The organism is Vibrio sp. GJ43-1, assembly GCF_055808835.1.
This window is the reverse complement of sequence record NZ_CM147884.1, coordinates 537,979-551,625: the sequence shown is the minus strand read 5'-3', so window position 1 is coordinate 551,625 and position 13,647 is coordinate 537,979. Positions and strand designations below refer to the sequence as shown.

At 48.0% G+C, this 13,647-nt stretch carries 2 protein-coding genes, 4 tRNA genes and 6 rRNA genes; all 12 read right to left on the bottom strand.

Annotated features, from left to right (window positions below):
- Positions 1-283: 283 nt before the first annotated feature.
- Positions 284-360: transfer RNA gene (locus tag AC0L66_RS02705), tRNA-Asp, on the bottom strand.
- 58 nt (positions 361-418) lie between these two features.
- A 5S ribosomal RNA gene (rrf, locus tag AC0L66_RS02700) occupies positions 419-534 on the bottom strand.
- Positions 535-665: 131 nt separating this feature from the next.
- Positions 666-3,555 (bottom strand): 23S ribosomal RNA (locus tag AC0L66_RS02695).
- 302 nt (positions 3,556-3,857) lie between these two features.
- Positions 3,858-3,933 (bottom strand) — tRNA-Ala (locus tag AC0L66_RS02690).
- A gap of 78 nt (positions 3,934-4,011) precedes the next feature.
- A 16S ribosomal RNA gene (locus AC0L66_RS02685) occupies positions 4,012-5,566 on the bottom strand.
- Positions 5,567-5,974: 408 nt separating this feature from the next.
- Positions 5,975-6,090: ribosomal RNA gene (rrf, locus tag AC0L66_RS02680) — 5S ribosomal RNA — on the bottom strand.
- Between the two features lie 94 nt (positions 6,091-6,184).
- Positions 6,185-9,074 (bottom strand): 23S ribosomal RNA (locus AC0L66_RS02675).
- A 317-nt stretch (positions 9,075-9,391) separates the two neighbouring features.
- A tRNA-Ala gene (locus AC0L66_RS02670) sits at positions 9,392-9,467 on the bottom strand.
- A gap of 39 nt (positions 9,468-9,506) precedes the next feature.
- A tRNA-Ile gene (locus tag AC0L66_RS02665) sits at positions 9,507-9,583 on the bottom strand.
- Between the two features lie 68 nt (positions 9,584-9,651).
- Positions 9,652-11,204, bottom strand: a 16S ribosomal RNA gene (locus AC0L66_RS02660).
- The 16S, 23S and 5S rRNA genes sit together here with 4 tRNA genes alongside, the layout of an rRNA operon.
- A 439-nt stretch (positions 11,205-11,643) precedes the next feature.
- Positions 11,644-12,789, bottom strand: a complete 1,146-nt coding sequence (locus AC0L66_RS02655) for a LacI family DNA-binding transcriptional regulator (protein ID WP_473568324.1) — start codon at positions 12,787-12,789, stop codon at positions 11,644-11,646.
- 137 nt (positions 12,790-12,926) lie between these two features.
- Positions 12,927-13,646, bottom strand: coding sequence for a chitin disaccharide deacetylase (gene chbG / locus AC0L66_RS02650; RefSeq protein WP_473568322.1), 720 nt, complete (start codon positions 13,644-13,646; stop codon positions 12,927-12,929).
- Position 13,647 lies beyond the last annotated feature (1 nt).

Genomic DNA, 13,647 nt, shown 5'->3' with positions numbered 1-13,647 from the left:
AGTCCCATACTAAGCCTAAGTTCATAACTTAGGCTTTTTTATACACTCTAAACTTAAAGCAAGCTTTTAGTATTAAATACTATTTTATAGCGTCAAAATTCCCTAACCTAATTCCCTAACCTTTTGACAGGGACGCCTAATCTAAGGCTTGGTATAAGTGGGCAGGGCTCGAAACGGTGTAACCAACCACCTCTCTGACTAAAAGAAAAATAACTGAACCATTACTGACCATTTTCTTCAAACGTAAAAAAGCCCCAGTATTTCGACTAGGGCTTAGTATAAGTGGCGGAGTGGACGGGACTCGAACCCGCGACCCCCGGCGTGACAGGCCGGTATTCTAACCAACTGAACTACCACTCCGCAGTGGCTCTATCTAAAGTCTTACCTAAGTTGTGCTTCAAATAGATGTCTGTTCAAAGCCTGGCGATGTCCTACTCTCACATGGGGAAACCCCACACTACCATCGGCGCTACTGCATTTCACTTCTGAGTTCGGCATGGGATCAGGTGGGTCTGCAACGCTATGGTCGCCAAGCAAATTCTTCTTTTACTTTCAGCTTTTCATAAAAACTGAAGGCAAAATTAATCTGGAAAGCTTAATAAAAGTTCTTAATACACATTCAATCTGTTCTTGCTTTGAGTCCATCAAAACCCTTTGGGTGTTGTATGGTTAAGCCTCACGGGCAATTAGTACAGGTTAGCTCAATGCCTCGCAGCACTTACACACCCTGCCTATCAACGTTCTAGTCTTGAACAACCCTTTAGGACACTTAAAGTGCCAGGGAAGACTCATCTCAGGGCTCGCTTCCCGCTTAGATGCTTTCAGCGGTTATCGATTCCGAACTTAGCTACCGGGCAATGCCATTGGCATGACAACCCGAACACCAGAGGTTCGTCCACTCCGGTCCTCTCGTACTAGGAGCAGCCCCCTTCAATCTTCCAACGCCCACGGCAGATAGGGACCGAACTGTCTCACGACGTTCTAAACCCAGCTCGCGTACCACTTTAAATGGCGAACAGCCATACCCTTGGGACCGACTTCAGCCCCAGGATGTGATGAGCCGACATCGAGGTGCCAAACACCGCCGTCGATATGAACTCTTGGGCGGTATCAGCCTGTTATCCCCGGAGTACCTTTTATCCGTTGAGCGATGGCCCTTCCATTCAGAACCACCGGATCACTATGACCTACTTTCGTACCTGCTCGAATTGTCATTCTCGCAGTCAAGCGGGCTTATGCCATTGCACTAACCACACGATGTCCAACCGTGTTTAGCCCACCTTCGTGCTCCTCCGTTACTCTTTGGGAGGAGACCGCCCCAGTCAAACTACCCACCAGGCACTGTCCGCAATCCCGATTAGGGACCAACGTTAGAACATCAAGCATACAAGGGTGGTATTTCAAGATTGCCTCCACACACACTAGCGTGCATGCTTCAAAGGCTCCCACCTATCCTACACATGTAGGGTCAATGTTCAGTGCCAAGCTGTAGTAAAGGTTCACGGGGTCTTTCCGTCTAGCCGCGGGTACACTGCATCTTCACAGCGATTTCAATTTCACTGAGTCTCGGGTGGAGACAGCGTGGCCATCATTACGCCATTCGTGCAGGTCGGAACTTACCCGACAAGGAATTTCGCTACCTTAGGACCGTTATAGTTACGGCCGCCGTTTACCGGGGCTTCGATCAAGAGCTTCGACCTAAGTCTAACCCCATCAATTAACCTTCCGGCACCGGGCAGGCGTCACACCGTATACGTCATCTTACGATTTTGCACAGTGCTGTGTTTTTAATAAACAGTTGCAGCCACCTGGTATCTGCGACTCCTAGTAGCTCCATCCGCAAGGGACTTCACCGCCAAGAGCGTACCTTCTCCCGAAGTTACGGTACCATTTTGCCTAGTTCCTTCACCCGAGTTCTCTCAAGCGCCTTGGTATTCTCTACCCGACCACCTGTGTCGGTTTGGGGTACGATTTCTTATAATCTGAAGCTTAGAGGCTTTTCCTGGAAGCATGGCATCAATGACTTCACTACCGTAGTAGCTCGACATCGTATCTCAGCGTTAGTAGTGGTCCGGATTTACCTAAACCACCCGCCTACGTACTTGAACCTGGACAACCATCGCCAGGCCCACCTAGCCTTCTCCGTCCCCCCATCGCAATTATAAGAAGTACGGGAATATTAACCCGTTTCCCATCGACTACGCCTTTCGGCCTCGCCTTAGGGGTCGACTTACCCTGCCCCGATTAACGTTGGACAGGAACCCTTGGTCTTCCGGCGAGGAGGTTTTTCACCCCCTTTATCGTTACTCATGTCAGCATTCGCACTTCTGATACCTCCAGCAGACCTTACAGTCCACCTTCAACGGCTTACAGAACGCTCCCCTACCCAATATGATAAATCATATTGCCGCAGCTTCGGTGTATAGCTTAGCCCCGTTACATCTTCCGCGCAGGCCGACTCGACTAGTGAGCTATTACGCTTTCTTTAAATGATGGCTGCTTCTAAGCCAACATCCTAGCTGTCTAAGCCTTCCCACATCGTTTCCCACTTAGCTATACTTTGGGACCTTAGCTGGCGGTCTGGGTTGTTTCCCTCTCCACGACGGACGTTAGCACCCGCCGTGTGTCTCCCGGATATTACTTACTGGTATTCGGAGTTTGCAAAGGGTTGGTAAGTCGGGATGACCCCCTAGCCTTAACAGTGCTCTACCCCCAGTAGTATTCGTCCGAGGCGCTACCTAAATAGCTTTCGGGGAGAACCAGCTATCTCCAGGTTTGATTGGCCTTTCACCCCTAGCCACAAGTCATCCGCTAATTTTTCAACATTAGTCGGTTCGGTCCTCCAGTTGATGTTACTCAACCTTCAACCTGCCCATGGCTAGATCACCTGGTTTCGGGTCTATATCCAGAGACTGAACGCCCAGTTAAGACTCGGTTTCCCTACGGCTCCCCTAAACGGTTAACCTTGCCACTGAATATAAGTCGCTGACCCATTATACAAAAGGTACGCAGTCACCCAACAAGTGGGCTCCTACTGCTTGTACGTACACGGTTTCAGGTTCTATTTCACTCCCCTCACAGGGGTTCTTTTCGCCTTTCCCTCACGGTACTGGTTCACTATCGGTCAGTCAGTAGTATTTAGCCTTGGAGGATGGTCCCCCCATATTCAAACAGGATATCACGTGTCCCGCCTTACTCGTTTTCACTGATTATGATGTGTCGGTTACGGGGCTATCACCCTTTACTGCGGCACTTTCCAGAGCCTTCACCTGCATCATTAAAAGCTTAAGGGCTAGTCCAATTTCGCTCGCCGCTACTTTCGGAATCTCGGTTGATTTCTCTTCCTCGGGGTACTTAGATGTTTCAGTTCCCCCGGTTTGCTTCATTAACCTATGTATTCAGTTAATGATACGTGCTTATGCACGTGGGTTTCCCCATTCGGAAATCCCAGACTCACAGGTTATTACTACCTAATCTGGGCTTATCGCAAGTTATTACGTCCTTCATCGCCTCTGACTGCCAAGGCATCCACCGTGTACGCTTAGTCACTTAACCATACAACCCCAAAAGGTCTTATGTATGGCAAACAACCAAAGTCGCTATCTCATTATTTGAATGAGCGAGATAGCATTCGATTTTGCCGGACTCAAATATAAACCTCACAACCGAAGTTGTGCTGTTTCCAAGAACACTTGAATGTGTGTTGGTACCTACATCTTAAAGACATAGGATTTGAGAACTTTTATTTGAACAACATTAAATCAAATGTTGTTCGTCAGCTTTCCAAATTGTTAAAGAGCATGTGTTACTTAAATAGTAACCATTTTTAAATACTTTCAAGAGAAAACACTTAAAGATGGTGGAGCTATGCGGGATCGAACCGCAGACCTCTTCGCTGCCAGCGAAGCGCTCTCCCAGCTGAGCTATAGCCCCATCTGGAAAAGGTTTCCTTACTCTTAACTTCTAAACCTAATCAATCTGTGTGAACACTCATCAAGACAATCTTTCGTATAAGGAGGTGATCCAGCCCCAGGTTCCCCTAGGGCTACCTTGTTACGACTTCACCCCAGTCATGAACCACAAAGTGGTGAGCGTCCTCCCGAAGGTTAAACTACCCACTTCTTTTGCAGCCCACTCCCATGGTGTGACGGGCGGTGTGTACAAGGCCCGGGAACGTATTCACCGTGGCATTCTGATCCACGATTACTAGCGATTCCGACTTCATGGAGTCGAGGTTGCAGACTCCAATCCGGACTACGACGCACTTTTTGGGATTCGCTCACTATCGCTAGCTTGCTGCCCTCTGTATGCGCCATTGTAGCACGTGTGTAGCCCTACTCGTAAGGGCCATGATGACTTGACGTCGTCCCCACCTTCCTCCGGTTTATCACCGGCAGTCTCCCTGGAGTTCCCACCATTATGTGCTGGCAAACAAGGATAAGGGTTGCGCTCGTTGCGGGACTTAACCCAACATTTCACAACACGAGCTGACGACAGCCATGCAGCACCTGTCTTAGAGTTCCCGAAGGCACACCTGCGTCTCCGCTGGCTTCTCTAGATGTCAAGAGTAGGTAAGGTTCTTCGCGTTGCATCGAATTAAACCACATGCTCCACCGCTTGTGCGGGCCCCCGTCAATTCATTTGAGTTTTAATCTTGCGACCGTACTCCCCAGGCGGTCTACTTAACGCGTTAGCTCCGAAAGCCACGGCTCAAGGCCACAACCTCCAAGTAGACATCGTTTACGGCGTGGACTACCAGGGTATCTAATCCTGTTTGCTCCCCACGCTTTCGCATCTGAGTGTCAGTATCTGTCCAGGGGGCCGCCTTCGCCACTGGTATTCCTTCAGATCTCTACGCATTTCACCGCTACACCTGAAATTCTACCCCCCTCTACAGTACTCTAGTCCGCCAGTTTCAAATGCAGTTCCGAGGTTGAGCCTCGGGCTTTCACATCTGACTTAACGAACCACCTGCATGCGCTTTACGCCCAGTAATTCCGATTAACGCTCGCACCCTCCGTATTACCGCGGCTGCTGGCACGGAGTTAGCTAGGTGCTTCTTCTGCAGCTAACGTCAAATCCATACGCTATTAACGTATGAACCTTCCTCACTGCTGAAAGTACTTTACAACCCGAAGGCCTTCTTCATACACGCGGCATGGCTGCATCAGGCTTGCGCCCATTGTGCAATATTCCCCACTGCTGCCTCCCGTAGGAGTCTGGACCGTGTCTCAGTTCCAGTGTGGCTGATCATCCTCTCAGACCAGCTAGGGATCGTCGCCTTGGTGAGCCATTACCTCACCAACTAGCTAATCCCACCTGGGCATATCCTGACGCGAGAGGCCCGAAGGTCCCCCTCTTTGGCCCGAAGGCATTATGCGGTATTAGCCATCGTTTCCAATGGTTATCCCCCACATCAGGGCAATTTCCCAGGCATTACTCACCCGTCCGCCGCTCGACGCCCAACAAATCACCCGAAGGGTCAATGTTGTCGTTTCCGCTCGACTTGCATGTGTTAGGCCTGCCGCCAGCGTTCAATCTGAGCCATGATCAAACTCTTCAATTTAAGATTTTGTCGGCTCAATGAATACTGACTTCAAAACTGTCCCTTACTTAAAAAGTAAGAAGTAATTTTAAAGCTATTATCGTTCCAACAGAACGATAATGAATTTTGACTGTGTGACAGTAAGCGAGCTTACTACCCTTAGGTCACGTGTTCATTGAAAACCATTTTACTTCCGAAGAAGTGGTTCGTTTCTGCTTTGCAGCAGAAGCAAACATAATGATTATCATCAACAAGTGTCCACACAGATTGATATAGGTCTATATTGTTAAAGAGCTTTGCTTTCAATGCCTTAGCACCTAAGCAGGACGCGTATAATACGCTATCTACTTTGAAAGTCAACATAAAACTCTAAGAAAACTTAAAACTTTATGGTGACTTGCTTCTATAAGAAGCAAAGTCGAAATTAAAGCCTGGCGATGTCCTACTCTCACATGGGGAAACCCCACACTACCATCGGCGCTACTGCATTTCACTTCTGAGTTCGGCATGGGATCAGGTGGGTCTGCAACGCTATGGTCGCCAAGCAAATTCTTAAAATTCGGAAAGCTTAATAAAAGTTCTTAATACACATTCAATTATGTTCTTGCTTTGAGTCCATCAAAACCCTTTGGGTGTTGTATGGTTAAGCCTCACGGGCAATTAGTACAGGTTAGCTCAATGCCTCGCAGCACTTACACACCCTGCCTATCAACGTTCTAGTCTTGAACAACCCTTTAGGACACTTAAAGTGCCAGGGAAGACTCATCTCAGGGCTCGCTTCCCGCTTAGATGCTTTCAGCGGTTATCGATTCCGAACTTAGCTACCGGGCAATGCCATTGGCATGACAACCCGAACACCAGAGGTTCGTCCACTCCGGTCCTCTCGTACTAGGAGCAGCCCCCTTCAATCTTCCAACGCCCACGGCAGATAGGGACCGAACTGTCTCACGACGTTCTAAACCCAGCTCGCGTACCACTTTAAATGGCGAACAGCCATACCCTTGGGACCGACTTCAGCCCCAGGATGTGATGAGCCGACATCGAGGTGCCAAACACCGCCGTCGATATGAACTCTTGGGCGGTATCAGCCTGTTATCCCCGGAGTACCTTTTATCCGTTGAGCGATGGCCCTTCCATTCAGAACCACCGGATCACTATGACCTACTTTCGTACCTGCTCGAATTGTCATTCTCGCAGTCAAGCGGGCTTATGCCATTGCACTAACCACACGATGTCCAACCGTGTTTAGCCCACCTTCGTGCTCCTCCGTTACTCTTTGGGAGGAGACCGCCCCAGTCAAACTACCCACCAGGCACTGTCCGCAATCCCGATTAGGGACCAACGTTAGAACATCAAGCATACAAGGGTGGTATTTCAAGATTGCCTCCACACACACTAGCGTGCATGCTTCAAAGGCTCCCACCTATCCTACACATGTAGGGTCAATGTTCAGTGCCAAGCTGTAGTAAAGGTTCACGGGGTCTTTCCGTCTAGCCGCGGGTACACTGCATCTTCACAGCGATTTCAATTTCACTGAGTCTCGGGTGGAGACAGCGTGGCCATCATTACGCCATTCGTGCAGGTCGGAACTTACCCGACAAGGAATTTCGCTACCTTAGGACCGTTATAGTTACGGCCGCCGTTTACCGGGGCTTCGATCAAGAGCTTCGACCTAAGTCTAACCCCATCAATTAACCTTCCGGCACCGGGCAGGCGTCACACCGTATACGTCATCTTACGATTTTGCACAGTGCTGTGTTTTTAATAAACAGTTGCAGCCACCTGGTATCTGCGACTCCTAGTAGCTCCATCCGCAAGGGACTTCACCGCCAAGAGCGTACCTTCTCCCGAAGTTACGGTACCATTTTGCCTAGTTCCTTCACCCGAGTTCTCTCAAGCGCCTTGGTATTCTCTACCCGACCACCTGTGTCGGTTTGGGGTACGATTTCTTATAATCTGAAGCTTAGAGGCTTTTCCTGGAAGCATGGCATCAATGACTTCACTACCGTAGTAGCTCGACATCGTATCTCAGCGTTAGTAGTGGTCCGGATTTACCTAAACCACCCGCCTACGTACTTGAACCTGGACAACCATCGCCAGGCCCACCTAGCCTTCTCCGTCCCCCCATCGCAATTATAAGAAGTACGGGAATATTAACCCGTTTCCCATCGACTACGCCTTTCGGCCTCGCCTTAGGGGTCGACTTACCCTGCCCCGATTAACGTTGGACAGGAACCCTTGGTCTTCCGGCGAGGAGGTTTTTCACCCCCTTTATCGTTACTCATGTCAGCATTCGCACTTCTGATACCTCCAGCAGACCTTACAGTCCACCTTCAACGGCTTACAGAACGCTCCCCTACCCAATATGATAAATCATATTGCCGCAGCTTCGGTGTATAGCTTAGCCCCGTTACATCTTCCGCGCAGGCCGACTCGACTAGTGAGCTATTACGCTTTCTTTAAATGATGGCTGCTTCTAAGCCAACATCCTAGCTGTCTAAGCCTTCCCACATCGTTTCCCACTTAGCTATACTTTGGGACCTTAGCTGGCGGTCTGGGTTGTTTCCCTCTCCACGACGGACGTTAGCACCCGCCGTGTGTCTCCCGGATATTACTTACTGGTATTCGGAGTTTGCAAAGGGTTGGTAAGTCGGGATGACCCCCTAGCCTTAACAGTGCTCTACCCCCAGTAGTATTCGTCCGAGGCGCTACCTAAATAGCTTTCGGGGAGAACCAGCTATCTCCAGGTTTGATTGGCCTTTCACCCCTAGCCACAAGTCATCCGCTAATTTTTCAACATTAGTCGGTTCGGTCCTCCAGTTGATGTTACTCAACCTTCAACCTGCCCATGGCTAGATCACCTGGTTTCGGGTCTATATCCAGAGACTGAACGCCCAGTTAAGACTCGGTTTCCCTACGGCTCCCCTAAACGGTTAACCTTGCCACTGAATATAAGTCGCTGACCCATTATACAAAAGGTACGCAGTCACCCAACAAGTGGGCTCCTACTGCTTGTACGTACACGGTTTCAGGTTCTATTTCACTCCCCTCACAGGGGTTCTTTTCGCCTTTCCCTCACGGTACTGGTTCACTATCGGTCAGTCAGTAGTATTTAGCCTTGGAGGATGGTCCCCCCATATTCAAACAGGATATCACGTGTCCCGCCTTACTCGTTTTCACTGATTATGATGTGTCGGTTACGGGGCTATCACCCTTTACTGCGGCACTTTCCAGAGCCTTCACCTGCATCATTAAAAGCTTAAGGGCTAGTCCAATTTCGCTCGCCGCTACTTTCGGAATCTCGGTTGATTTCTCTTCCTCGGGGTACTTAGATGTTTCAGTTCCCCCGGTTTGCTTCATTAACCTATGTATTGAGTTAATGATACGTGCTTATGCACGTGGGTTTCCCCATTCGGAAATCCCAGACTCACAGGTTATTACTACCTAATCTGGGCTTATCGCAAGTTATTACGTCCTTCATCGCCTCTGACTGCCAAGGCATCCACCGTGTACGCTTAGTCACTTAACCATACAACCCCAAAAGGTCTTATGTATGGCAAACAACCAAAGTCGCTATCTCATTATTTGAATGAGCGAGATAGCATTCGATTTTGCCGGACTCAAATATAAACCTCACAACCGAAGTTGTGCTGTTTCCAAGAACACTTGAATGTGTGTTGGTACCTACATCTTAAAGACATAGGATTTGAGAACTTTTATTTGAACAACATTAAATCAAATGTTGTTCGTCAGCTTTCCAAATTGTTAAAGAGCATGTGTTACTTAAACAGTAACCATTTTTAAATACTTTCAAGAGACTTTCTATTTAAAGAAAATACTTAAAGATGGTGGAGCTATGCGGGATCGAACCGCAGACCTCCTGCGTGCAAGGCAGGCGCTCTCCCAGCTGAGCTATAGCCCCATCTGTGTCGATATCGTACCGTATCTCCAAAGGAGATAGTGGTGGGTCTGAGTGGACTTGAACCACCGACCTCCCGCTTATCAGGCGAGCGCTCTAACCAGCTGAGCTACAGACCCAATATCGTCTCTTTTACTTTATAAACCTAATCAATCTGTGTGAACACTCATCAAGATAATCTTTCGTATAAGGAGGTGATCCAGCCCCAGGTTCCCCTAGGGCTACCTTGTTACGACTTCACCCCAGTCATGAACCACAAAGTGGTGAGCGTCCTCCCGAAGGTTAAACTACCCACTTCTTTTGCAGCCCACTCCCATGGTGTGACGGGCGGTGTGTACAAGGCCCGGGAACGTATTCACCGTGGCATTCTGATCCACGATTACTAGCGATTCCGACTTCATGGAGTCGAGTTGCAGACTCCAATCCGGACTACGACGCACTTTTTGGGATTCGCTCACTATCGCTAGCTTGCTGCCCTCTGTATGCGCCATTGTAGCACGTGTGTAGCCCTACTCGTAAGGGCCATGATGACTTGACGTCGTCCCCACCTTCCTCCGGTTTATCACCGGCAGTCTCCCTGGAGTTCCCACCATTATGTGCTGGCAAACAAGGATAAGGGTTGCGCTCGTTGCGGGACTTAACCCAACATTTCACAACACGAGCTGACGACAGCCATGCAGCACCTGTCTTAGAGTTCCCGAAGGCACACCTGCGTCTCCGCTGGCTTCTCTAGATGTCAAGAGTAGGTAAGGTTCTTCGCGTTGCATCGAATTAAACCACATGCTCCACCGCTTGTGCGGGCCCCCGTCAATTCATTTGAGTTTTAATCTTGCGACCGTACTCCCCAGGCGGTCTACTTAACGCGTTAGCTCCGAAAGCCACGGCTCAAGGCCACAACCTCCAAGTAGACATCGTTTACGGCGTGGACTACCAGGGTATCTAATCCTGTTTGCTCCCCACGCTTTCGCATCTGAGTGTCAGTATCTGTCCAGGGGGCCGCCTTCGCCACTGGTATTCCTTCAGATCTCTACGCATTTCACCGCTACACCTGAAATTCTACCCCCTCTACAGTACTCTAGTCCGCCAGTTTCAAATGCAGTTCCGAGGTTGAGCCTCGGGCTTTCACATCTGACTTAACGAACCACCTGCATGCGCTTTACGCCCAGTAATTCCGATTAACGCTCGCACCCTCCGTATTACCGCGGCTGCTGGCACGGAGTTAGCTAAGTGCTTCTTCTGCAGCTAACGTCAAATCCATACGCTATTAACGTATGAACCTTCCTCACTGCTGAAAGTACTTTACAACCCGAAGGCCTTCTTCATACACGCGGCATGGCTGCATCAGGCTTGCGCCCATTGTGCAATATTCCCCACTGCTGCCTCCCGTAGGAGTCTGGACCGTGTCTCAGTTCCAGTGTGGCTGATCATCCTCTCAGACCAGCTAGGGATCGTCGCCTTGGTGAGCCATTACCTCACCAACTAGCTAATCCCACCTGGGCATATCCTGACGCGAGAGGCCCGAAGGTCCCCCTCTTTGGCCCGAAGGCATTATGCGGTATTAGCCATCGTTTCCAATGGTTATCCCCCACATCAGGGCAATTTCCCAGGCATTACTCACCCGTCCGCCGCTCGACGCCCAACAAATCACCCGAAGGGTCAATGTTGTCGTTTCCGCTCGACTTGCATGTGTTAGGCCTGCCGCCAGCGTTCAATCTGAGCCATGATCAAACTCTTCAATTTAAGATTTTGTCGGCTCAATGAATACTGACTTCAAAACTGTCCCTTACTTAAAAAGTAAGAAGTAATTTTAAAGCTATTATCGTTCCAACAGAACGATAATGAATTTTGACTGTGTGACAGTAAGCGAGCTTACTACCCTTAGGTCACGTGTTCATTGAAAACCATTTTACTTCCGAAGAAGTGGTTCGTTTCTGCTTTGCAGCAGAAGCAAACATAATGATTATCATCAACAAGTGTCCACACAGATTGATATAGGTCTAAATTTTTAAAGAACATTTCTTCACTTGGTCAGCACTTGGCTTTCCATTTGAAGAGGCGGCTATTCTAGCGAGATATTCTTTCGTGTCAAACACTTTATTGATTTATTTTTTACTTATTTCAAAAACAAATCTCGAACTCTCTTTTGGCTAGAAGCCTTGCTGAACATTGCCTTGAACCCTTATGGGCTCTGCCGTGTCAGTGAGGACGCATTATAGAGATAGAAGTCACATTGGCAAGTGTTTTTCACCATAAAAATCAAAAATAAGCACTTTTGATTGAATATCAAACAAAACCAGCCAAAATCGCAGATTAACTGTTCAAAAACACCTATTTCTTTCACACTCTGACCCTCTTTAATACATGGCTCAATAGAAGACCTCTTGCTGTGAGACACATTAGAAGCAAGCTGTTCAGTTAACAGTAAAACGGCTTCATGTGCCATACGGCTGATAGGAAACTCAATTGTCGTTACTTGAGGATACAATCCCCGACAGCTATCAACGCTGTCATAACTGATAATAGATATGTCTTCCGGACATTGTATACCATGTTGATAGCAATACTTCATTATTCCACGGGTCATCTCTTCACCTGTGGAAAATATTGCACTCGGCTTTTTCGGTAGTGCCATTATGGCCGCCATTGCATCATAGCCACTATCCAACTCATAGTCGCCTTCAATGATATGACTTTGACACGCCACGAGCTGATACTCAGACATAGCTTGAATAAAACCCGCTAAGCGAACTTTCGTGCTGTCCCTATCGCACGGCCCTGTTACACATACGATATGACGGTGACCTCTATCTATTAGATAGCTCGTTGCTAACGCAGATGCTGCTTGATGATCAAATGTCACGCAGCGTTCTTTAATACCAGCGATATACCTATCTAAAAGAACAAATGATGATGTCGTCTTAGACAAGTTAATCAATTCTTCATCGCTGAGATTACGACTATGCAAAATAAAACCATCGCAACGTAAATCACGAAACTTATCGATGGCTTTCTTTTCTCCTTCAGCGCTGTGGTGTCCTTGCGCTGTAATTAAAAACTTTTGTTGCTCATCAAGTTCTAACTGCACTTGATTCATCATCTGACCAAAGAAACCACCAGTATAGTAGGTAACCATTAACCCAATCATGTTTGAGTTTGATTTCGCTAGAGAGCGAGCAATGGCACTCGGTCTATAATCCAGCTCAGCCATCGCTTCCTCAACACGACGTTTGGTGTCAGCACGAAAACTTCCCTCACCATTGATGATTCGAGAGACGGTTGAGCGATTGACCCCCGCCAATGCAGCAACTTCCTTAATACTTGCCATTGACATTATTTCCTTGTGATTGATAACTAAGTGGCAGGCCCAATAGTACGTTAATTCATTGGGTAACAAAAAGAGGTAACCATGAGTACAAGGTGAATGCTAGGGAACGTACTCACGGTTATCGACAACCGTGTCGATCAAACAACAGCACTATAGTTAGACAGCGTTATCGCATTGCTAGTAAGCAAAGAGCGTAACTCTGCCGATTTTAAAACCTCCAATTCATGCTCTCGGCAGGTGCTATAAGAGCTCATCGAAACCAATTCTTTGTCAGCGATACCCGGATGGCACATGACTTCCACAACAGAATGCGATAGTGCCCACTTTCGTAAATTCGGAATCAACCAATCAAGTGTCGCCGTGACATCGTAAAAACCGTCAGTAAATAAATACTGCTTCAATTCAGGCTGAGCACGATAGGGAACACCGAACTCTTCACTCAATTTTTTGACAACCTCATGTACAACAGGATGTAAATGGACGTGGTGATGACTGTCTATATGGCTAAGCTGAATGTCATAATTCAAAAAGTGCTCAATCTGACGTCGCAACTCTTTGTATATATCCGCTTTATGTTCAGGCGTTATTGTTAGCATCAATTGCTGATAACTTAAAAAGAGTCCGTTTTCATTGACTAGTGGGTAATTCGAAGACATAGGCGAACCAGCTGTTAACCTCAGATGAATACCGACGCTCAGTTCAGGTGCTTGCTTTAATCTCAGCAACGCATCACTTTCTCCGGGCATCGCTACCATCATCGTAGTTGACGACACAACACCATTAAGGTGACTATCAATAATTCCTTCATTGACCTTTCGGCATAATCCATAGTCATCTGCATTGAAAATTAACTTCACC